General features: G+C 33.2%; 22 protein-coding genes. 8 read left to right on the forward strand and 14 right to left on the reverse strand.

Features of this window, described 5'->3' with window-relative positions:
- Positions 1-13 precede the first annotated feature (13 nt).
- Positions 14-1,114, reverse strand: coding sequence for a DNA replication/repair protein RecF (recF, locus tag ATO12_RS15510; protein ID WP_034243255.1), 1,101 nt, complete (start codon positions 1,112-1,114; stop codon positions 14-16).
- Between the two features lie 136 nt (positions 1,115-1,250).
- Between recF and ATO12_RS15515 the strand changes: the two genes are divergently transcribed.
- The 7 genes from ATO12_RS15515 (at position 1,251) to ATO12_RS15545 (ending at position 7,592) form a co-directional block, all read left to right on the forward strand.
- Positions 1,251-2,021 (forward strand): tetratricopeptide repeat protein, encoded by a 771-nt coding sequence (locus ATO12_RS15515; RefSeq protein ID WP_034243259.1) that lies wholly within the window; start codon positions 1,251-1,253, stop codon positions 2,019-2,021.
- A gap of 63 nt (positions 2,022-2,084) precedes the next feature.
- Positions 2,085-2,588, forward strand: a complete 504-nt coding sequence (gene ribH / locus ATO12_RS15520) for a 6,7-dimethyl-8-ribityllumazine synthase (protein ID WP_034243264.1) — start codon at positions 2,085-2,087, stop codon at positions 2,586-2,588.
- Between the two features lie 84 nt (positions 2,589-2,672).
- A complete protein-coding gene (locus ATO12_RS15525; protein ID WP_240486143.1) occupies positions 2,673-3,011 on the forward strand; it encodes a hypothetical protein in 339 nt (112 codons plus the stop codon).
- Positions 3,012-4,898, forward strand: coding sequence for a DNA mismatch repair endonuclease MutL (gene mutL / locus ATO12_RS15530; RefSeq protein ID WP_034243269.1), 1,887 nt, complete (start codon positions 3,012-3,014; stop codon positions 4,896-4,898).
- A 7-nt stretch (positions 4,899-4,905) separates the two neighbouring features.
- Entirely contained in the window at positions 4,906-5,691 is a 786-nt protein-coding gene (locus tag ATO12_RS15535) for a rhomboid family intramembrane serine protease (protein ID WP_034243274.1), read from the forward strand.
- 3 nt (positions 5,692-5,694) lie between these two features.
- Entirely contained in the window at positions 5,695-6,573 is an 879-nt protein-coding gene (locus tag ATO12_RS15540) for a rhomboid family protein (RefSeq protein ID WP_034243277.1), read from the forward strand.
- A 2-nt stretch (positions 6,574-6,575) separates the two neighbouring features.
- Positions 6,576-7,592 carry an endonuclease/exonuclease/phosphatase family protein gene (locus ATO12_RS15545; RefSeq protein WP_034243281.1) on the forward strand — a complete coding sequence of 339 codons (1,017 nt, stop codon included), beginning with the start codon at positions 6,576-6,578 and terminating at the stop codon, positions 7,590-7,592.
- 25 nt (positions 7,593-7,617) lie between these two features.
- Here the strand turns inward: ATO12_RS15545 and ATO12_RS15550 are convergent, their stop codons facing one another.
- From ATO12_RS15550 to ATO12_RS15590, 9 genes are all read right to left on the reverse strand, one after another.
- Positions 7,618-8,397, reverse strand: a complete 780-nt coding sequence (locus ATO12_RS15550; RefSeq protein ID WP_034243284.1) for a M949_RS01915 family surface polysaccharide biosynthesis protein — start codon at positions 8,395-8,397, stop codon at positions 7,618-7,620.
- Positions 8,398-8,488: 91 nt separating this feature from the next.
- Positions 8,489-8,797 carry a DUF6122 family protein gene (locus ATO12_RS15555; protein WP_034243287.1) on the reverse strand — a complete coding sequence of 103 codons (309 nt, stop codon included), beginning with the start codon at positions 8,795-8,797 and terminating at the stop codon, positions 8,489-8,491.
- Complete coding sequence (locus tag ATO12_RS15560) at positions 8,794-9,420, reverse strand: WbqC family protein (protein ID WP_034243292.1); 627 nt, start codon at positions 9,418-9,420, stop codon at positions 8,794-8,796. The genes ATO12_RS15555 and ATO12_RS15560 overlap by 4 nt, the downstream gene beginning before the upstream one ends.
- A gap of 19 nt (positions 9,421-9,439) precedes the next feature.
- Positions 9,440-11,011, reverse strand: coding sequence for a signal peptidase I (gene lepB / locus ATO12_RS15565; protein WP_034243296.1), 1,572 nt, complete (start codon positions 11,009-11,011; stop codon positions 9,440-9,442).
- A gap of 54 nt (positions 11,012-11,065) precedes the next feature.
- On the reverse strand, positions 11,066-11,764 hold the full coding sequence (dapB, locus tag ATO12_RS15570) for a 4-hydroxy-tetrahydrodipicolinate reductase (RefSeq protein ID WP_034243299.1): 699 nt from the start codon (positions 11,762-11,764) through the stop codon (positions 11,066-11,068).
- Between the two features lie 49 nt (positions 11,765-11,813).
- On the reverse strand, positions 11,814-12,398 hold the full coding sequence (locus ATO12_RS15575) for a DUF5683 domain-containing protein (RefSeq protein WP_034243302.1): 585 nt from the start codon (positions 12,396-12,398) through the stop codon (positions 11,814-11,816).
- Entirely contained in the window at positions 12,388-13,302 is a 915-nt protein-coding gene (locus tag ATO12_RS15580; protein ID WP_034243305.1) for a ParB/RepB/Spo0J family partition protein, read from the reverse strand. Before ATO12_RS15580 ends, ATO12_RS15575 begins: the two co-directional genes overlap by 11 nt.
- 6 nt (positions 13,303-13,308) lie before the next feature.
- Positions 13,309-14,073 (reverse strand): ParA family protein, encoded by a 765-nt coding sequence (locus ATO12_RS15585; protein ID WP_034243308.1) that lies wholly within the window; start codon positions 14,071-14,073, stop codon positions 13,309-13,311.
- Positions 14,074-14,213: 140 nt separating this feature from the next.
- Entirely contained in the window at positions 14,214-15,095 is an 882-nt protein-coding gene (locus ATO12_RS15590) for an SDR family oxidoreductase (protein WP_034243311.1), read from the reverse strand.
- Positions 15,096-15,398: 303 nt separating this feature from the next.
- On the opposite strand from ATO12_RS15590, the gene ATO12_RS15595 reads away from it, so the two are divergent.
- Positions 15,399-17,201: a carboxypeptidase-like regulatory domain-containing protein gene (locus tag ATO12_RS15595; protein WP_165583393.1), complete on the forward strand. Its 1,803-nt coding sequence runs from the start codon at positions 15,399-15,401 to the stop codon at positions 17,199-17,201.
- Positions 17,202-17,253: 52 nt separating this feature from the next.
- On the opposite strand, the gene scpA is transcribed toward ATO12_RS15595, so the two are convergent.
- From scpA to ATO12_RS15615, 4 genes are all read right to left on the reverse strand, one after another.
- Positions 17,254-19,386 (reverse strand): methylmalonyl-CoA mutase, encoded by a 2,133-nt coding sequence (gene scpA, locus ATO12_RS15600; protein WP_034243318.1) that lies wholly within the window; start codon positions 19,384-19,386, stop codon positions 17,254-17,256.
- Positions 19,387-19,507: 121 nt separating this feature from the next.
- The gene (locus ATO12_RS15605; protein WP_165583394.1) at positions 19,508-20,134 is read right to left on the reverse strand and encodes a hypothetical protein; all 627 of its coding nucleotides are present in this window, start codon (positions 20,132-20,134) and stop codon (positions 19,508-19,510) included.
- A gap of 282 nt (positions 20,135-20,416) precedes the next feature.
- Positions 20,417-21,784, reverse strand: a complete 1,368-nt coding sequence (locus ATO12_RS15610; protein WP_034243325.1) for a methylmalonyl-CoA mutase subunit beta — start codon at positions 21,782-21,784, stop codon at positions 20,417-20,419.
- Positions 21,777-22,136 (reverse strand): FtsB family cell division protein, encoded by a 360-nt coding sequence (locus tag ATO12_RS15615; protein ID WP_394331716.1) that lies wholly within the window; start codon positions 22,134-22,136, stop codon positions 21,777-21,779. The genes ATO12_RS15610 and ATO12_RS15615 overlap by 8 nt, the downstream gene beginning before the upstream one ends.
- Positions 22,137-22,144: the final 8 nt, after the last annotated feature.

Raw genomic sequence — 22,144 nt, forward strand, 5'->3', positions numbered from 1 at the left:
ATGAGTGCTAATTTTAGTGTTCTGATTCGTTGCTTTTTAGCTTAATGATTTTATATGATTGTGATATTTTTTTTACCACACTTTCTGTACGATCAGCATGAGTATCACTAATAAATAATTGGCCAAAATTTTGATCGTCTACCAATTTTATAATGTGTTCTACACGTTTTTCGTCGAGTTTGTCAAAAATATCATCGAGTAAAAGTATAGGGTTTACTTTACTTTGCTTTTTTATAAAATCGAATTGAGCCAGTTTTAAAGCAATAAGAAACGATTTTTGTTGTCCCTGGCTTCCGAATTTTTTGATAGGATATCCTTCAATCTCAAAAGACAAATCATCTTTGTGAACTCCCACACTGGTATATTGTAGCATTCTGTCTTTAGAAAGACTTTGCTCTAAAAGAGTCAGTAAATTAGTTTCAGATAGCTTACTTTGATAAGAAAGAGTAACGCTTTCTTTTCCAGAGCTAATCGCTTGATACCTGTTTTCAAAAATAGGAATAAAAGTCTCTAAAAATGCTGCTCTTTTTTCATAAATAATACTACCGTATTCATGCATTTGTTGGTTGTATACCTCTAAGGTAGTCGGATCAAAAGTATTATTAGCAGTAAAGTATTTTAGTAGAGAATTACGCTGTGATACAATTTTAGAATATTTTAATAATGTTTTTAGATAAGATTGGTCACTTTGAGAAATCACACCGTCTATAAATTTTCGACGAGTATCACTCCCTTCTGTAATTAGATCTCTATCTGCCGGAGAAATAATTACCAAAGGTAAAAAACCAATATGTTCACTAAAAGTATCGTATATTTTTGCGTTGCGTTTGATTACTTTTTTTTGCCCTCTTTTCGCACTAACAATAACTTTTTCGTCACGAGCTTCCTTGGTATAAAGACCATCGATGACAAAAAAATCGGTATTATGTTTAATGTTTTGACTGGTAATAGGATTAAAATAACTTTTGCCAAATGACAAATGATAAATAGCATCCAGAATATTTGTTTTTCCGACCCCATTATTTCCAACAAGACAGTTGATCTTATCATCAAATTCGAAATTGATGGACTCAAAATTTTTATAATTAAGTAAAGAAAGAGATTTTAAAATCATAAAATAGTGGTCATCAAGCAATATCGACTTTTATAGAATTCATAGTTAATCGACGCAAATTATTGAAAAATAATAAATAGTTGTGCTTTTAATTGTGAATAAATATTTTATTTTTGCCGTTCATTAAAGCAAATTTATGGCAACTTACAAGAAACGTGGACACAAACCAAAAAACAAAGCTGAAGAAGTTGAGCAAATAGAAGACAATTCAACAACTGCTGAGGTGTTTAATACCTTAGATGAAGGAGCTTCTAAAACTGAAGAATGGGTTGCAGCTAATCAAAAATACATACTAGGTGCTGTTGGAACGATAGCAATCGTGATATTAGGATATCTTGGATTTCAGAAATTTATCCAGGAACCAAAAGAGGAAGAAGCAGCTAATGAAATGTTTACAGCACAACAGTATTTTGATAATGCAGTTAATGGTAACTCTAAACTTAGCGATTCATTATATACTTTGGCACTTAATGGAGGAGAAGGTAAATATGGTTTTTTAGGAATTATAGAAAACTATGGTAGTACTGATGCAGCTAATCTATCAAACTATTATGCTGGATTTTCTTACCTAAATATGAATAAATATCAGGAAGCAATTAACTATCTTGATAGCTTTAAGAGTGATGACGATATATTAGGTCCTTTGGCTCTTGGTGGTATAGGAGATGCATTTTCTCAGCTTGATCAAACAGAAGAAGCATTAGGGTATTATGAAAAAGCTGCTAAAGCAAAGACAAATGATTTTACCACTCCGAAGTTTTTATTAAAAGCAGCAATTACTGCAATATCTCTTAATAAACCAGAAATTGCAATTCCGTATTTAGAACGAATTAAAGAAGAGTTTCCTAAGAGTGTAGAAGCTAATCAAGCAGACGTTCATTTAGGTAAAGCACAGGCAATGAAGTAATAGTTTTGTGGGTCCGGTTTTTAGTTTTTTACTGAAACCTGAAACACGAGACGCCAAATCAATATGGCTACAGAAAATAAAAATTTATCACAATACGATAAGACAACTATCCCAAATGCGAAAAACTTTCGGTTTGGGATTGTTGTTTCAGAATGGAATGAAGAAATTACCGAGGGGCTGTTTCAAGGTGCATTTGATGCATTTATAGATTGTGGAGTAGTAAAAGAAAATATAGTACGGTGGAATGTGCCTGGGAGTTTCGAATTGGTATATGGGTGTAAGAAAATGCAGGAATCCTTTGATATGCTCGATGCTGTTATTGCTATAGGGTCTGTTATACAGGGAGAGACCAAACATTTTGATTTTGTTTGTGATGGTGTTACACAAGGAATCAAGGATTTAAATATCGCTAGTGATATCCCGGTAATCTTTTGTGTACTTACAGATAATACACTGCAACAATCTATTGACCGTTCTGGAGGTAAGCATGGTAATAAAGGGACAGAGGCAGCAATTGCAGCAATCAAAATGGCGCAATTGCGTAAAGATGCAACCTTTTATAAATAAGAATTCTCGAGCTAAAATTTAAGCGGCATAATCTTTGTTATTTATATTTTGATGTTATTGTAATGCTAAAAGCTTTACATTACAATGCTTTTTAAGTATATTTGGATAATCAAAAAGATAGAACAGATTGTGAAGTTAAGTATCCCAAAAAGAAGAAAAAACCGTAGATTCAATTACACACCAAGGTACTATGAAGGTAAAAGTGGGGGTAATATCTATGATTTTGAGAACAAAATTACCAAATACAGGGATGCTACAAATGATATAGATTTTGGTTCACACTGGGCAGAAGCCCGTAAATCGAGTCGTAATCGAGGTAATCGTGAGATTAATAGAAATGTTATCTATATTACAATAATCCTGATCTTCATCTTTTTGTATATAATTGATTTTGATTTATCCATATTTACTGCACGACGATAGATGTCTGATATCATTCAACTATTACCAGATCACGTAGCTAATCAAATTGCTGCTGGAGAGGTGGTTCAACGACCAGCTTCAGTAGTGAAAGAGCTGTTAGAGAACGCAATTGATGCTCAGGCTACTCATATAAAATTAATCATAAAAGAAGCTGGTAAAACCCTTATTCAGGTTATTGATAATGGGTCAGGAATGAGCGTTACCGATGCAAGACTGAGTTTTGAGCGCCATGCTACTTCAAAAATAAAAGCCGCAGAAGATCTTTTTGAATTAAATACCAAAGGATTTAGAGGAGAAGCTTTGGCTTCTATTGCTGCTATTGCCCATGTAGAATTAAAAACGAAACAAGAAGAAGATGAGGTCGGTACAGAGATTAATATCGAAGGTAGCGAAGTAATTTCTCAAGAAGTATGCGTAACACCGAAAGGAACTTCTATAAGTGTCAAGAATTTATTTTATAATATTCCCGCACGACGAAATTTTTTAAAATCAAATGCAGTAGAACTACGTCATATTATTGATGAATTCCATAGGGTAACGATGGCACATCATTCTATTAAATTTGATATGTATCATAATGGTAGTGAGATTTTTAATTTACCTATTTCAAATTGCCGCCAGCGTATTGTAAATATTTTTGGAGGAAAAACCAATGAAAAACTTGTCCCGGTCAAAGAAGAAACAGACTTGGTAACTATTAGCGGGTTTATAGGAAAGCCAGAATATGCCAAACGTACCCGTGGTGAGCAGTTTTTCTTTGTTAATAATAGATTTATTAAGAGTGGTTATTTAAATCATGCGGTTAATGCTGCATTCGAGGGATTACTAAAAGATAAAGCGCACCCTAGCTATTTTATATACCTTACGGTAGACCCTAAATCAATAGATATTAATATCCATCCTACTAAGACCGAAATTAAATTCGAAGATGAGCATGCGTTGTATGCCATGCTAAGAGCTTCGATAAAACATAGCCTGGGACAATTTAATGTAGCACCTGTATTAGATTTTAACAGAGATGCTTCGATGGATACTCCTTACGAATATAAGGGGAAAACTGCTCAGACACCTACAATAGAAGTAGATCGTAATTTTAATCCGTTTAAAGAGGAAAAAGTATCTGGTTCTGGTTCTGGAGGTGGTTCATTTTCTGGCAAAAGTTATACATCGTTTAAAAAGGAATCTGCCGGAGATTGGGAAAACCTGTATGTGGGTTTAGAATCTGAAATGACAACGACCAAGCCTGTAGAAAATGATTTTTCTTCTGTAGAATTCGAAAGTGCAGAAGTTACAGGATCATTGTTTGAACCCGATGAAAAAAAAGTTGGGCATCATACAACCTATCAGCTTCAAAAAAAATATATCGTTACTACTATTAAGAGCGGAATGGTGATTGTAAATCAACACCGGGCACACCAAAGAATATTGTATGAAGAGTTATTGCGCAATATCACTATGGCAAGTGCTGTAAGTCAACAACTGTTGTTTCCGCTTACACTTTCTTTTACCAAAAAAGAAATCGAACTTCTTACCACTGTAAAAGAACAACTCGAGAATACAGGGTTTGTTTTTGGAGAGTTATCCCCAGGAGAAGTTGAAATTACAGGAATACCATCGGTTACTTCAGAAAAAGAAGTAGCTCAACTTTTAGAGCAACTTATCGGTGATCTAGAGGATGAGGTGCCAGATAGTGGGTTTTCTCAGACAGATCTGCTAGCAAGATCCATTTCGAAAAGTATTGCAGTACGGGCAGGAGTAGAATTGGCTTCAGAACAGCAACAGTATATGGTAAATAGCCTATTTGCGTGTACTGAGCCTACAATAACACCAAATAATAAGCCGACTTTCATCACGTTAACAGTAGATGAAATCGACAAGAAATTTTAATATATAAATGGGAAGAATTACACCAGCTGTTAAAAATATATTGATTATAAATGTCATTTTTTGGATAGGAGCCCTTTCGATTGCTAAAGGAGTGTTGTTTAATAATTTATTTGCATATCATTTTGTGAGTAATGATTTGTTTAAACCTTGGCAGATAATTACTCATATGTTTATGCATGCAAATTATGTTCCTACAGGAAATGGTCAAACTATTTATTTTCAACATATACTATTCAATATGTTTGGTTTATGGATGTTTGGTACACCGGTGGAGCGATTTTTAGGCGTTAAAAAATTTGTTTTTTTCTATATCTCAGCAGGTCTTGGAGCTTTATTGATACATGCGGGCTATGATTATTTTCAATTTCAGGATTCATTATCTCAATTAGTAAATGCAGGTTATGAACGAGATATGATTTTTGATGTTCTTAACCAAGGGAAATATATGCCAGTATGGGAAAACACTTTGAGTCCAAAGGATTTTACTCAATTAGTTGGGAATTTTAATGGAACATTAGTAGGTGCTTCTGGCGCATTAATGGGAATTTTGGTGGCATTTGGAGTTTTGTTTCCAAACCAGGAATTAATGTTAATCTTTTTACCAATTCCTATAAAAGCTAAATATTTTATTCCTGGAATTATTTTATTAGATTTATTTTCTATGCTTACAGGGTATTCTGTTTTCAGCCCTTCTAATACTGCTTATTTAGCACATTTGGGTGGTGCTCTCTTTGGGTTTATTATGATATGGTATTGGAAAAAGAATTCGTTCAATGATAAACGGTGGTATTAATCGATGACAACTAATAATCTATCATATCAGTTTAAAACAGCTAATGTAATCATTAAGCTTATTGTAATTAATGTAGCTTTATTTTTATTTGCCACACTGGGATCCTGGATTTTTAAAGCCAGTCCAGGTGCTTTGATGCAATGGTTTGTTTTACCTGTTGATCCGGGATCGCTAATACTACAGCCCTGGAGCATGCTCACGTATAGTTTTCTGCATTTTGATTTTTGGCATATTTTCTGGAATATGCTGGTGCTATACTGGTTCGGACAATATGTTCTGAACTTATTTACCGAAAAAAGATTTCTCACAATTTACTTATTAGGTGCTATCTGCGGAGGATTATTATTTGTATTGGCATATAACCTGTTTCCGGTTTTAAATGATACATTAGCATATTTAATTGGTGCTTCTGCAGCAGTTCGTGCCATTATGATTTTTATTGCGGCGTATACACCAAATTCTGAAGTACGAATCTTTGTGTTTAATGTTAAGTTATGGCAGATAGGAGTGTTTGTAGTACTTTCTGATCTGATTCAAATCCCTACATCTGGTAATGCGGGTGGATTGATAGCTCATTTGGGAGGTGCCTTGTTTGGATATGTGTATGCAATTCAACTTAAAAAAGGAAATGATATCGGTGCCTGGTTCGAAAAACTGATGGATGGATTGAGCGCTATGTTTACTCCTAAAAAGAAAAGTCCACTAAAAACAGTTCATAAATCAAAAACTCATAAAAGAGCTCCTAAGAAAACAGCGACTTCTGCAACCAAAACCCCTAATCAGAAACAAATCGATGCTATTTTAGATAAAATTAGTAAAAGTGGCTATGACAGTTTAACCAAAGAAGAGAAAGATTTTTTGTTTAAAGCAGGGAAGGAGTAGTTATGAGGAAAATAGTTAGCAAGATCGTCTTTTTGATGAACGCTATGGCGGCTTTTGCCTTATTGCTATCTTATTTGTTACCTTATGTTTCTCCAAAAATGTTTCCCCTATTATCGGTTCTAAGTTTGGCAGTGCCCATATTAATTGTGATCAATGTATTGTTTCTGTTATTTTGGGCGGTACAACTCAATAAAAAAGGAATACTTTCTCTCGTTGCATTAATTCTTGGTATTTCTCATGTATCTTCATTGTATAAATTAAGAGGAAAATCGGCCGATGAGATCGAAGATGGTATTTCATTAATGAGTTATAATGTGCATAGCTTTAATCGTTTTTTCTGGATAGCTTCAGAGACTATTCCTCAGGATATTTCAAAACTGGTGAAAGATCAAAATCCAGATGTGTTTTGCGCTCAGGAGTATTATAACAATCCAGATATCGATTTTAGTCAATATTCAAATAAGTATGAGTATTTTAATCACAATAGCAGGGAGTTGGCATTGGTAATCTTTTCAAAATATCCATTTATTAATAAAGGGTCTTTAAATTTTGAGAATACGGCCAACAATGTGATTTTTGCTGATGTGGCATTTCCTAAGGATACGATTAGAATATATAATATTCATTTACAATCTCATAGAATTAGTTCTAAAACAGACGATCTGGCTAAAGCAGATTCTCAAAAATTATTAAAACGTATCGGAGTGTCTTTTAAAAGGCAACAAACCCAAACAGAGCAGCTTATTGAGCATATGAAATCTTCTCCGTATAGAAATATTGTAATGGGAGATTTTAATAATACGGCATATTCTTATGTGTACGATAAAATTAGATCAGAAAATCTTCAGGATACTTTTAAGAAAGCAGGAAAAGGATTTGGTAAAACTTTTAAATTCGAATTGTTTCCGGCAAGAATTGATTTTATTTTAGTCCCCAAAGAATTCGAAGTACAGGGGTTTCAAAGTTTTGATCTAGAATTTTCTGATCATTATCCAATACTTTCAAAAATAAAGTTTTAAGCTTTACAATAGTACGTATCTGATATTACAACCCATCTATACTAGTTGAGTAATTCTTCATTTCTGCTTCCCAATCCTTATAGAAAACTGCATGTTTGTTTTGCATCATTAACTTCATTTTTTCTTTTACGGCTTGTTGTATTGGTTGAGGCAATCCATAGAATTTTTGACTGATTTTGGTTAACCTTCCGTCATAATCACTATTCTGATGTCTAATCGTTACTCTTCTTTTGTTATGATAGATGATAATCTTTACTCTACCATCTGTATATCCATCTTGGCCCATAGTACCATAAATTAATATAAGATCTGCCAGACCATCTTTATCTATATCGGATATTTCTGAGTATGTATTCCAAAATCCAATCGATGATTCCCAGTCTTTGTCTATGTCATCTTTAAGAGCAGATCTTTTTTTAAACTTCTTACTTTTATAAGACAGGTTGAGTACTTTTATCTGATCATAAAGGGAGTCATTTTTTTCATCGGTTTCTTTAAAACGTTCTGATATAAGAAGATAGTTTTCTCCTGAATCATCTTTATATGAATATGCCTGGTGGATAGGGTATTCAATACCTAATTGTCTTCTTATTCTTTTGGTAAAAGTAGATACGATTTCCTTATTCGAAAGTTTACGGGCAATTTGAGGATCATATGATATAGAATTAGATCTTTTAAGTTCTACTTTGATGGTAGTAGAATCCTCTTCTTTTACTTGTTGATCTGTAGTGTTGTTAGAATCTTTTGCTTGTTTTCCACAAGAAAATAAGGTGATAATTACGATAAAAAATAGAAACTTGTTCATAGATAAAAAATGAATTAGAAGTAGCTTATTAGTACCAGTTTTGTAATAAATGTAATCATTATTTTGTGAAATAGAGTGTATTGACGATAATTTACATCATCAAACAGTCGAGATAATCAGTAAGTATATGCCAAATTAAAGCTAAGCCAATAATTCTTGTTTTTGAGAAAAATGATAGTACACCGTATACTGCAATAGCATAGTAGCTATGCAATGGATGATATCCAATACTACATCGATTAGGGTCAAAAATTGGATCTGCTAATATATGATCGATATCGATTAACATGGCAGCTATAAATAGAATATAAGCTCTCTTCCACTGTTTAGGGAAGAAAAGGATTGCGATCAATAATGGGAGAATGAGGTGAAATCCATAATGTAAGATCGGTCGGATCATAGAAAAATAGATTGATGCTCGAGGTAGGTTAGGGCATTGGTTCCTTCGTTAAATATCAAATCCAAAATAGAAAGGTTAGGAATAAACCCATGCTTATCTTCAAAAACCTGAATATATGGCTGAAGAGGATATGATTTTTCTTTTTTGGCATTCACCAGATCTCGTAAATCAGTTGTTTCTTTGGGATCTTTATCATATGTTATGGTTTTAGAAAAAGAAATATCTAATTGAAGGCAATCTAATACTACCTGTGTGCACTCATAATTAAAATCCAAAAGAAATTCTCTGGGTTTTTCAAATAAATGAATAAACTCATCTTCATAATACTCGAAAAAGGGTGAAGTTCTGTAGGCGGTTTCAAGAGATTTCCAATGGAGTGTTTGCCACTGAAAATCATTCTCTATACGAACATCTCTATATAATTGCCTTTCTTGTTTTTGACTATGTTTAATAGGAATAGATAACAAAAGTTTGCCATTTGCTCCGTAGATATAAGTACGATTACGATAAGTTTGTTTTTGGTAATTATCTTCATTTTCAAAAACAACAGTATCAGATTGAGCTATAGCTACATATTGTAGTATAGATCCAAAATACGTAGGATGGAGTAAGGATGTTTTCAATTTTATACTACTCTAAGTGTTAAGCTCCTTTTTTTCTCTTACGATATTGGTTATAGATAATCCAACCAGCTAAAACAATTAGGAAATATTTAAAATAGGACACGGGTTTTCCACTTCCTCCAACGGTAGTAAACATACGTTCCCATCGTATTTTGTTAAAAAGTCCTTTAGCATTAGAATCCCAGCTAAACCATACAAAAACAGGTTTTCCTACAATATGATTGGCAGGAACATAACCCCATACACGGCTATCCTCACTATTATGACGGTTGTCTCCCATCATCCAATAATAATCTTGTTTAAAAGTATAGCTATCTATAGATTTTCCGTTAAGGAGTACTTGCGTACCATTTACAGATAACTTATTGTCAATTCCCATTTCAGAACCTTCATAGACTTCTATAATTCTTCTGTAAAGAGAGAAACTTTTGAGATCCATTTTTACCGTTTTACCAGCTTCAGGAATATAAATTGCGCCAAAATTATCCGAATTCCAGTTTACTTTACCATTATTAGGAAAGATTTTGGGATCTTTTAAACCTTTTGGCGTCACATTTCGTTCTATACTTGCTACGTTTTGATGATTTTTAAATCGAGAAGCAGCTTCTTCGGTCATACCGGCAGCACTAAATTGTGAATTGTTATATCCAAATTCGTTCTTCTTTATTTTGTAGCGATTGTATAGATTTTGAAGATTAAAACTACTGCCTTTTGTAGTCCCCGAATATGAAAACTGTAATTGCGCTCGTTCTGGTAATTTAGTTTGTTTTCCATTAATATGAACAAAACCATCTACTACGGCCAAAGAATCTCCGGGAATACCTACACAGCGCTTTACATAATTAGATTTTTTATCTATGGGTTTGTAATGATATTTACCATCACCATATTGCTGAAAAGCATTTACCGTATCTATTGGCCAGCTAAACACTACAATATCATTACGTTTGATTTTTTGAAAACCAGGTAGTCTAAAATATGGATATTGCGGTTTGTTAGTATATGATTTGGTTCGTACCAAAGGGATTGTATCATGAACCATAGGAAAAGATACTGCTGTCATAGGTGTACGAGCCCCATAATGAAACTTACTAACAAATAAGAAATCCCCTACCAATAATGTTCTTTCTAAAGAACCCGTAGGAATGGTATAGGGTTGCATAAAATAAGTATGTACTATAGTTGCAGCAACAATGGCAAATAGAATCGAACTAACCCATTCTCCTGTAGCGGTTCTTGGTTTTAAATCCCGATCTTCAATATAAGTTACATCGAGCATATAGTTTACATAAAAGATATAAAACCCAAGAGTAACAATAACCAGGATGGTATCTGTTGTAGAGTTTTTACCAAAACTTCGTATGGTTTCTACCCAAATAACAGGTAGCATAATAACATTAATTACAGGAATAAATAATAGTATCACCCACCACCACGGTCGATTTATAATTTTCATTAAAATTACAGCATTATATACAGGGATAAGAGCTTCCCATGCTTTTCTGCCCGCTTTAACGTATAATTTCCAGGTGCCCAGAAAATGAATAACCTGTAGTATCAGAAAAAAAATAAACCACTCTGTAAGTATCATCTTTAAATATATTTTTAATATAAGTACCTTTTCTTAATAAAGCGTTACACTTTTTTATAAGCCTAACACATCTTTCATACTATAAACTCCTGTTTTGTCTTTTAACCATTCGGCTGCTACAACTGCGCCCAGTGCAAAACCATTACGATTATGTGCTGTATGTTTAATTTCTATATCATCAACAAGGGAAGAGTATGTTACGGTATGTGTACCAGGAACTTTATCAATTCTTTTTGCAACAATTGGGATGGTATTTTCATCACCGTCATCCAGTTGCCATGCTTTTTTATCTGTATTTTGAATAACTCCTTCTGCCAATGTTATCGCAGTACCACTTGGGGCATCTAGTTTTTCGGTATGATGAATCTCTTCCATAGCTATACTATATCCTTCTAAAGGATTCATCATCTTGGCAAGTTTTTTATTAAGCTCGAAAAATAAATTTACGCCCAAACTATAATTTGAAGCATAAATAAAACTTCCCTTTTTTTCGTTACATAATTTAAGAATATCGTCATAATGATCTAACCACCCTGTTGTTCCCGAGACTACAGGAACATTTGCATTAAAACAATTGGTGATATTATTTACTGCTGCGCCGGGAATACTAAAATCTATAGCCACATCGGCTTCAGAAAGATCATATGTGGTATCATCTTTATCTACTTTAAGTACTATGGTATGGCCTCTTTCTATTGCGATCTTTTCTATGGTTTTACCCATTTTTCCATATCCTAGTAGTGCGATTTTCATATTTTGGTTGGTATTGTTAATTCACTAAGTTATTAAGGATTGGTACTGCTTAAAAACTGTAGTTGAGTGATACGCCATAATTGGGCCTGGTATCAAACTCGTTAAAATTTATTTTAGGTTTAAACGAGAGATCTTCGGTTACATTGTATTGTAATAAGTGAGCTGTCACATTTGCATCTACAATATTTAGAAGATAAACTCCTACCGTTATTAATAATGATAGTTCTTTATCCCGACGAAAGCGTTCTTGTAATGATATTAATTGATCATTTGTTATATTAGGGAACTCATCATCTGTAAAACCTGCTAATCTACGTTTGTATATATCTCGAAAGCGATTATACTCCTTGTTATTATCGATATAAAAATAAATACCAGTTCCTAAGGCAGCATATACGATGGGGACTTTCCAATATTTTTTGGTGTACACTTGCCCTAATCCTGGAAGAACTGCAGAATAAAATGCCGCTCTGGCAGGAGCCAAAGGCTCATAAGGGCGTATTTTTCTTTCCCTTTTTTTCTTTTTTACAGGAACTTCTTCTTCAATAACTTTTAATTCTTCATTTTCTTGAGAAAGAACATTTTGAATAGAAAGTAGTACAAAAAAAATAATATAAAAGAATTTAATCTTCACTATTTATAAGTTTCTTTAAGCGTTTAAAATCTTCTTCAGAAGAAAATGGTATAATAAGTTTTCCACTTCCTTTACCAGAAACTTTTATATCAATTTTTGCGCCAAAATAATCCGAGAACTCTTTAACCCCTTTTGCAATGTGTTTTGGTAACTGATTATTAGTAGAAGCAGCCTTGGTATTTGGAGTATCTTCTGTTTTATCATTAAGAGATCTAACTAATTTTTCGGTATCACGAACAGATAAAGATTTTCCTATAATAGTTTCATATATATCCAGTTGCTGTTGTTGATCTTCTATATTTATTAAAGCACGACCATGCCCCATAGATATAAAACCATCACGCATACCAGTTTGTACAATAGGATCTAGTTTTAGTAATCTAAGATAATTAGCTATGGTAGATCTTTTTTTTCCTACTCTGTCACTTAATTGCTCTTGTGTTAAACTAATCTCATCGATAAGACGCTGATACGATAAAGCAATTTCAATAGGATCTAAATCCTGTCGTTGAATATTCTCTACCAATGCCATTGTTAACGACTCCTGGTCATTGGCGATACGAATATATGCGGGTATTTTCTTTAATCCAGCTAATTTTGAAGCTCGAAAACGACGCTCCCCACTTACTAACTGATAATTGTCAAAATCTAATTTACGAACCGTAATAGGTTGTATAACACCAACTTCTTTTATAGAAGTTGCAAGTTCTCGTAATGTTTCATCATTAAAACTAGTACGAGGTTGAAATGGATTTACATCTATACTATCCAGGTCTAATTCTATGATATTACCAACTACTTTATCGGCATTTTTATCTTCTACCGATCTTATATCATTTTCGGGATCTTTTAATAGTGCCGATAATCCTCTTCCTAATGCCTGCTTTTTGGTTGCCTTCGCCATGAATCCTTAACTATTTTTCTTAATAATTTCGTGTGCCAAACTTAAGTAATTACTGGCACCTTTACTAGAAGCATCATAATTAATTATGCTTTCACCGTAACTTGGTGCCTCACTTAAACGGATATTTCTCTGAATGATAGTTTTAAACACCATTTCATTAAAGTGTTTTTGAACTTCTTCTACCACCTGATTAGATAATCTTAATCTAGAATCATACATTGTTAGTAATAATCCTTCGATATCCAAATTTTTATTATGGATCTTTTGTACGCTTTTTACTGTATTTAAAAGTTTTCCGAGCCCTTCTAATGCAAAATACTCACATTGTATAGGAATCATTACCGAATCGGCAGCAGTTAACGCATTTAGGGTTAACAAACCGAGAGAAGGTGCGCAATCGATGAGAATATAGTCATACTTTGACTTTAACTCTTCAATTGCTTTTTTCATCATATACTCACGTTGATCTTTATCAACAAGTTCTATTTCTATCGCAACCAAGTCGATATGTGCTGGTATAATATGCACATTAGGAGAATTGGTTTCTAAAATAGCATCTTCAGAATTTATAGTATGCTCCAGAATTTGATACGTTCCTTTTTCAACACTTTCTACATCTAGACCTAATCCAGAAGTCGCATTGGCCTGTGGATCTGCGTCGATCAGGAGTACTTTTTTTTCTAAAACACCTAGAGAAGCCGCTAAGTTTACAGAGGTAGTCGTTTTACCTACACCACCTTTTTGATTTGCAATTGCTATTATTTTACCCATAAGGGGAGATTTGGATTTATAGCGATAAAAATACAATTTATTATATATTATAAAAATGAAAAATGTTAACAGTAGGAAATAAAAAAGACCATCCCCCTTTAAGGATGGTCTAACGTACTTCTATTATTGTTAATAAATACTTATTTATTTTTTTTTGCTCTGATCATTGCTTCCAGTTGATCCCACATTTCTTCAGGAATTTGTTCAAGAAGATTAAATTGCCCTGCTCCTTTTAGCCATTCACCACCATCTAGGGTAACGACTTCGCCATTTACATAAGCAGAAAAATCAGACACTAGATAGGCTGCAAGATTAGCAAGTTCCTGGTGATCTCCTACACGAGCCAAAGGCACCTGTTTAGCCATATCAATTTTATCTTTTAAATCTCCTGGTAAAAGACGATCCCATGCTCCTTTTGTAGGAAAAGGACCCGGAGCGATGGCATTAAAACGCATTCCGTATTTTGCCCATTCTACAGCTAGTGATCGGGTCATTGCTAAAACTCCTGCTTTTGCCGTAGCGCTAGGCACGACATACGCCGAACCTGTCCAGGCGTACGTCGTTACAATATTTAGAACAACAGTATTTTTGTATTTATTTTCAATCCAGTGTTTTCCGAAAGCAAGTGTACAATTTTTAGTACCTTTTAGTACAATATCAATGATGATATCAAAAGCACGATGTGATAAACGTTCTGTGGGAGAAATAAAATTACCAGCAGCATTATTAAGTAACACATCTACCGAACCAAAAGCTTCAAGAACCTGGTCTCTCATTGCCTCTACTTGATCATATTCCCTAACATCACATTGCAGAGGTAAACAGGTACCTCCAGTTTCTGATTCTAGCTCTTTGGCAGTGTTTTGTAATTTTTCTAGATTACGTGAAGTAATGGCAACATTGGCTCCAAGTTCTAGGAAATACCTCGTCATAGATTTCCCTAATCCGCTACCTCCACCAGTAACAACAATATTTTTTCCTTTTAGCGCTCCATCTCGAAGCATTTTATCTTTATAATTCATAATATGTATCAGTATTCTGCTAAGATAACAAGTTATAATGATAAACTATGCATGCATAGTTTATTTTTGTTTTCTTTTTAATGTTTAGCTAAAATACTATTAATTATAATGCTTGAAGTGGTGAAGGATTAAAAAATGATCATCTAATTATAATGATTGTTAATTAATACTTGGAAAAATCATCTATCATAGCCACATAATATACCCTAATTATTTTTGTGTATTTTTATAAAAACACTATCACTGTTTTGATCTGCATTTTTTGGGAAAAGAGAGTATATTATTGAAATTATGATTATAAAAGTGAAACAACTACAATTGGGTGCAATAACAATGTACAATATTGATTTTGATAGTAAGGTTATTTTTAAAAAGCATTTCGTTTTTAAACTCTTACTGTTTATAATGATCTTAGGGAATTATGCTATTGCTTTTGGGCAATCCAGATCAAATCTGAAAGAGATTTCGGGATATGTAACTTATAATGATTCTCCTATAGAAAATGTAAAAGTCATAGTAAAAAATACAGATGCAAGAACCACTACTAATAAAAAAGGATATTATAAAATTAAAGCAGCTGATAAAGAAGTGATACAGTTTTCTTCTGTTGGGATGAAACCAGTTGAAATTATTGTTGAAGATGTAACCAAACGTCTTGATATTACTATGGTAGATGAGTTAAATGAACTTGGAGAAGTAGTACTTAAGACTAATAAAAAGAAGAATCGTTATGGAGAAGAAGAGGAGTCTATGATAACAACTTCTTATGGGAAAATAGACAAAAAGAGTGTTTCATATGGCAGGATAAAAAAGATTAGAGGAAAAGAACTTACGGTTCAGGGAACTAGTTTAATTGAGACATTAAGTGGTATCGTAAAATATCTGGGTATTGAAAATGGTAGAGTGCGAATAGTACCGAATTTGTCGCTTGCAAATCCAGAGGAGAGTTTAGCTATTTGGGATATCGATGGTACTGTGTATGAATATCCTCCTAATCTTGCAGTAGGAGATATTGATAAAGTTACTGTAATAAAATCGGTATCAGGAACTACAAAATATGGTATGCGAGGATCGGGAGGTGTAATTGTTGTAAGAACCAAAGGAGCTAAGGCTAAAAAACAAAAGAAAGGTAAAAAAGGAAGAAAGAAAAAAGGCAATCAAAATAACTACGGCAATGGTACTGTACCGTATACAGCAGTAAAATCTAAAACGCCTTATCTTGCTATACTTGATACTATTTCTGGTAATGAGAAAATCTATGAATCTTATCAGGGACTTTCTGTTAACTACTCAGAAACTCCCGGTTTTTATTTGGATGTCTCGGAGTATTTTAAAACAGTAAAAAATAACGACTCCTTATCAGTAAAGGTGCTATCTGAAGCTCAAGATATTTTTAAGAAAGATCCAGAAACATTGAAAGCTATCGCATATGCTTATCAGGAACGTGGTGTGTCTCAAAAAGCGGTTGATGTGTATACTAGGCTCGTAGAATTAAGACCATCTTATGCACAATCATATAGAGACCTGGCGAATGCTTATATAGAAAATAAGCAATATAAAAAAGCCTGGAATATGTATCTTCAATATTTACGAAAAGGTAATTATATACTTGAAGAAGGGATTGAAAAAATAGTATATAGTGAAATGGCATATTTATATGCACTAAAAAGAGGTGCAGCGGGGATTATAGAAAATGCAGAGATTAAAGGATTAGGTTTGCAGAATTCGAAAAGTGATATTCGTTTGGTATTTGAATGGAATACTTCTGAAGCAGAGTTTGCCATAGAATTTGTTGATCCTCAATCTAGAGCATTTAATTTTGAACATTCTCAAGAAAAGGATGGTAATCGTATTAAGGATGAAAAACTAAGAGGGTATTCTTCTAATGAGTTTTATCTATACGATTTAACCACTGGGAATTGGTTTATTAATATAACATATTTTGGAAATAAAAAGAATACACCTTCCTATGTAAAAGCTTCTGTATATAGAAACTGGGGTAAGATCAATCAAACTAAGGAGATTAAACTTTTTAAACTTAAAAGACAAAATTATAAGATGGGACTATTAAAATTGAATTCAAAACTATCTAATTCAGACTATTAATTGTTAAAGTTTGGTTCGCTATTTAGATAAATATCGATTGCAATCGATAGTATTACTTAAATACAGAAATTAAAATCTCTAGGATGGTGATTGCTGCATCACTTATTTTTGTTCCGGGCCCAAAGATAGCTACAGCTCCAGCTTCAAAAAGAACATCATAATCGTCAGGAGGAATTACACCACCAACAATAACCATTATGTCTTCTCTACCATATTTTTTAAGCTCTTCTACGATTTGCGGAACCAGAGTTTTGTGCCCTCCTGCAAGCGAAGATACTCCTACAATATGTACATCATTTTCTACTGCTTGTTTTGCCGCTTCAACCGGAGTTTGAAATAGTGGACCAATATCTACATCAAAGCCAACATCTGCATAACTGGTTGCAACAACTTTTGCACCGCGATCATGACCGTCTTGCCCCATTTTGGCAATCATAATCCTTGGTCTTCGACCTTCTAATTCGGCATATTGATTTGCTAATTCTCTTGCTTTATTAAAAGAAGCATCATCTTTTATTTCTTTTGCATACACTCCCGTAAATGATTTAATTTCAGCTTTGTATCTTCCAAATTCTTTTTCTAAGGCATCACTAATTTCTCCTAACGTAGCTCTTAGTCTTGCAGCTTCTACAGCTAAAGCTAACAAATTTTGATCTTCATTAGTTGCTGCTATGGTTAAATTTTTCAACGCATTTTGTACCGCCTGCTCATCTCTAGAAGCTTTTACTTTGTTAAGCCCTTCTATTTGTTGGGCTCTCACAGCTTGATTATCTACTTTTAAAGTACTAATGGCCTCTTCTTCTTCTAATTTAAATTTATTAACTCCTATGATTACATCTTGTTCGCTATCGATTCTGGCTTGTTTACGTGCAGCAGCTTCTTCTATTCTCATCTTTGGAATTCCTGCTTCAATAGCTTTGGTCATTCCTCCCAGTTCTTCTACTTCTTCGATAAGTTTCCATGCTTTCTCAGCAATATCGTTGGTTAGAGATTCTACATAATAACTTCCTGCCCATGGATCAACCGTGCGGGTAATCTGAGTTTCTACTTGTAGATATATTTGGGTATTTCTGGCAATTCTTGCAGAAAAGTCTGTGGGTAATGCAATGGCTTCATCAAGCGCATTGGTATGTAAACTTTGTGTTCCTCCAAAAGCAGCAGCACTAGCTTCTATGCATGTACGAGCCACATTATTAAATGGATCTTGTGCAGTAAGACTCCATCCACTGGTTTGACAATGCGTACGGAGCATTAAAGATTTTGGATTTTTTGGATTAAACTGTTTGATCAATTTGGCCCATAGCATACGTGCAGCACGCATTTTAGCAATTTCCATAAAATGATTCATACCAATTGCCCAAAAGAAAGAAAGACGCGGAGCAAATGAATCGACATCCATGCCAGCTTCAATTCCCTTTCTAATATACTCTAATCCATCGGCTAATGTGTAGGCCAATTCGATATCACAGGTAGCACCCGCTTCCTGCATGTGGTATCCAGAGATACTTATAGGATTAAATTTTGGCATATTCTTAGAACAATATTTAAAAATATCACCAATGATTCGCATAGATGGAGTAGGTGGGTATACATAAGTATTACGTACCATAAACTCTTTTAAGATATCATTTTGGATGGTTCCCGAGAGTAAATTTTTATCTACACCTTGTTCTTCTGCAGCTACAATATAAAATGCCATAATAGGCAAAACAGCTCCATTCATAGTCATAGAAACAGACATTTTATCGAGTGGAATCTGATCAAATAGAACTTTCATGTCTTCTACGGTGTCGATCGCTACTCCTGCCATACCTACATCACCAAAAACACGTTCATGATCACTGTCATATCCACGATGTGTAGCCAGATCAAAAGCTACAGATAATCCTTTTTGCCCTGCTGCAAGGTTTCTGCGATAAAAAGCATTACTTTCTTCTGCTGTAGAAAATCCTGCATATTGCCGTATTGTCCATGGTCTACGAACATACATTGTTGAGTAAGGACCTCGTAAATAGGGAGGAATCCCGGCAGAAAAATCGAGATGATCCAGATCTTTAATATCTTCTTTTTCATAAAAAGATTTTATATCAACTCCTTCTGAAGTAGTAAATGTAGAAATCTGCTGCTGTCTATTAGGGATAGCTTCTTTTGGTAATTGGATATGTTGTATGTCTTTTCTATTCATTACTCAAAGCCTCATTTTTAAAAATGATAAATTAACAAGGCTATAAAATTAAGCTTTTAAAAATGATTTTTATTAAAAAAAAATCGATTCGAGTTTAAGTTTTTAGAGAATAGTGCAAAAATTACTTAAATGCCTTTTCGATAACCATTAAGATCGAGTAGTATATATCAAAGGCTATAAAGTTTTTTATTTCTATTGCACAAAACTCTTTGTCTGGAATATAATAGACCCTTTGTGAGATTAGTGATGTGCTAACATTACCATCCTCCTCGAGGGTAGAAACAATATCTTTAAAATCATCACTATCACTTGTATTTTTAAGACATTGAATAAACCCACCTCTATAATTGAAAATTAAAATTTCTTCTCCGTTTTTTTTTGTTGTGGTGGGTGTAGATTTTTTTACAGCCTCTTGATTCTCGTATTCGCTTAATTTGATCCAAAGAGAGGTTTTATTATTAGCGATCTTTTTAAATTCTCTAGCAAGTTTAATAGAGTTTTCAGAAGGAAGTTTTCTTAAGTCAAGGGATAAACTAGCTACTTCGGCTAAGAAAGTTCTGTAAGTTTTTATAGAGTCTGTACCAAATTTATAATGTGTAAACAGGTCATTCTCAAAAGAGTCGTATGCTTTTTTTATAATACCGGTTTCATCTACACTAAGGCAGTCATAACCAGACTGAGAATAAGTCATCTTTATGCATACCAATAAAGTTATGACTATAATTCTAGATCTAATCTTAAGGGGCATTGATTTAGATTTAGTAATGTTAATGTATAGACTAAATTTTATAATTCAGTTGGGAAGTTAACAATAAGTTGGCAAATATTAACGTTTTATTGTGTTTTTTTTCTTGAATTCGAAATTATAATTACCACTTTTTGTATAATTAGTGATACTATAGAATAGGGTTAACCACTTTAAAAACTTGTATAAAAAGACATTGCATTTTTCTATTTACTTAAATACTTTTTCTATTACCAATAAAATAGAATAATAGATATCAAATATGTTTTAAATTAAAAGTTTGTGTTACGGTTGTATTGCTTTTCTTTCTATTTCTAGAGACAATCTTTTTGTTATTATTGGGGGCAAAAGTGTTTTTCGAACTCTTTTTTCTGGAAATACTGTTTTCTGAAATTCAGGAATATGTTCTTCGGGGTTTTGATATTTATTGGTTCCTGTTAATATAATTTTTTGACTATCGAATAGTTCTTGCTCTTTTTCGGCACTTTCTTTTATTTTTTTCTGAATAATTCCAGATTTTAGTTGCTTCAAGAAACCACCATTTTCTTCTATATTTTTAAATAGCGATAATGCCTTATCTGCCATTTGTTTTGTTATACTCTCAATATAATAAGATCCCGAAGCAGGGTTGGCAACCAGATCAAAGTAGCTTTCGTTTTTTAGAACTAAAAGTTGATTTAAAGAAATTCTTGTTCCAAAATCATTTTCGAGATGATAAATATCGTCATAAGGTAGATTTTGAATGGTATCAGCACCGCCTAATATTGCACTCATGCATTCTGTAGTAGTACGTAGCATATTTACATTATAATCCAGAATGGTCTTGTTTCTGTATGATGGATAAGCCAAAATATGACACTCTGTTGTAGCATTATATGCTGGCGCTAATGTGCTCCATAATAATCTAAGTGCTCTTAGTTTAGCAATTTCAAAAAAGTAATTACCACCTATTGCAACTTTAAAAACTACAGGTGTTTTTTCTAAGAATGTACTTGATGAGGTTTCAAAATGATTTAAATATTCATTGGCATGAGCTAATCCATACGCTAATTGCTGTACCATTGTAGCACCTGCATTTTGATATAGTCCTATATCAATACTAATATTGTTTTTAAGGTGATCATTTTTAGTGATTTGTTCTAATGCAGTATGATCTTCTTGTAGTGTTTTATACCAGTTTCCTGTACTCGCGAGATTATTAATAATATCGGTTAAAATATAGATACTAAGACTAGCTTTTTTGGCAATATGATTTAGTTGTTGAACATAAGAAGGAGAAAGAAATTTAGTTTCTATAAAAACACAAGTAGCAACAGTAATATGTTGCAAAAGGCTGTTTGGATCAATGTCTTCTTGTAAGATTACAAAATGAATACTCTCGGCACCTTTTTTAATAGCTTCAAGTGCTTTTTGATTTCCAATATTTGCTGAATTAACTACTATTTTTATACAATTTTTCCAGGTAGAAGGATGAGATACAGAGCTGTTTTCTATGTTATCTTCCTGGTTATAAAAAGGTTTTATATCAATACCTTCTAAAGATTTATAAATCAATGCTTCATTATAATCTGCACCTTTGAGATCAAATTGAATTTTTTGTTTCCATTGTTTTGTAGAAACTGTTTCAAAACTATCGAATAGGGATTTAGTCATCTTTTTTGTTTTTAGGTACACTATCTTCGTACTCAATAATGTATATTTCTTCATTATCTCGCTTCATAAAATATTCTTCTCTAGCAAATTTTTCAAGTTCGCTACTGTCTTTTAATACTTTAATATCTTTTTGATCTTTTACAATCTCCTTCATATAGTATTCTTTGTTATCTTCAAGCTCCTGGATCTCTTCATCTAGCTCTCTGTGAATCAACCAGGAATTAGTGTCAAAAAACAGCATCCAAACTATAAACAACAGAACAATGAGCACATATTTATTTAAAAATATAGCAAATATCGGGATCAATGCCGGTTTATTTTTTAGTTTTTGAAAATATTGTTTTAGCTTCAATCTAATTG

Origin of the sequence: Aquimarina atlantica, from assembly GCF_000626715.1 — a bacterium.
GTDB lineage: Bacteria > Bacteroidota > Bacteroidia > Flavobacteriales > Flavobacteriaceae > Aquimarina > Aquimarina atlantica.

Excerpts from the sequence above, each read along its gene's own strand:
- ribH (WP_034243264.1), top strand. The coding sequence starts at position 2,085 with ATGGCTACAGAAAATAAAAATTTATCACAATACGATAAGACAACTATC.
- ATO12_RS15610 (WP_034243325.1), bottom strand. The coding sequence starts at position 21,784 with ATGACTAAATCCCTATTCGATAGTTTTGAAACAGTTTCTACAAAACAA.
- ATO12_RS15545 (WP_034243281.1), top strand. The coding sequence starts at position 6,576 with ATGAGGAAAATAGTTAGCAAGATCGTCTTTTTGATGAACGCTATGGCG.
- ATO12_RS15555 (WP_034243287.1), bottom strand. The coding sequence starts at position 8,797 with ATGATCCGACCGATCTTACATTATGGATTTCACCTCATTCTCCCATTA.
- ATO12_RS15525 (WP_240486143.1), top strand. The coding sequence starts at position 2,673 with ATGCTTTTTAAGTATATTTGGATAATCAAAAAGATAGAACAGATTGTG.
- scpA (WP_034243318.1), bottom strand. The coding sequence starts at position 19,386 with ATGAATAGAAAAGACATACAACATATCCAATTACCAAAAGAAGCTATC.
- recF (WP_034243255.1), bottom strand. The coding sequence starts at position 1,114 with ATGATTTTAAAATCTCTTTCTTTACTTAATTATAAAAATTTTGAGTCC.
- ATO12_RS15580 (WP_034243305.1), bottom strand. The coding sequence starts at position 13,302 with ATGGCGAAGGCAACCAAAAAGCAGGCATTAGGAAGAGGATTATCGGCA.
- ATO12_RS15540 (WP_034243277.1), top strand. The coding sequence starts at position 5,695 with ATGACAACTAATAATCTATCATATCAGTTTAAAACAGCTAATGTAATC.
- ATO12_RS15605 (WP_165583394.1), bottom strand. The coding sequence starts at position 20,134 with ATGCCCCTTAAGATTAGATCTAGAATTATAGTCATAACTTTATTGGTA.
- ATO12_RS15515 (WP_034243259.1), top strand. The coding sequence starts at position 1,251 with ATGGCAACTTACAAGAAACGTGGACACAAACCAAAAAACAAAGCTGAA.
- dapB (WP_034243299.1), bottom strand. The coding sequence starts at position 11,764 with ATGAAAATCGCACTACTAGGATATGGAAAAATGGGTAAAACCATAGAA.
- ATO12_RS15550 (WP_034243284.1), bottom strand. The coding sequence starts at position 8,397 with ATGAACAAGTTTCTATTTTTTATCGTAATTATCACCTTATTTTCTTGT.
- ATO12_RS15585 (WP_034243308.1), bottom strand. The coding sequence starts at position 14,073 with ATGGGTAAAATAATAGCAATTGCAAATCAAAAAGGTGGTGTAGGTAAA.
- ATO12_RS15590 (WP_034243311.1), bottom strand. The coding sequence starts at position 15,095 with ATGAATTATAAAGATAAAATGCTTCGAGATGGAGCGCTAAAAGGAAAA.
- mutL (WP_034243269.1), top strand. The coding sequence starts at position 3,012 with ATGTCTGATATCATTCAACTATTACCAGATCACGTAGCTAATCAAATT.
- lepB (WP_034243296.1), bottom strand. The coding sequence starts at position 11,011 with ATGATACTTACAGAGTGGTTTATTTTTTTTCTGATACTACAGGTTATT.
- ATO12_RS15535 (WP_034243274.1), top strand. The coding sequence starts at position 4,906 with ATGGGAAGAATTACACCAGCTGTTAAAAATATATTGATTATAAATGTC.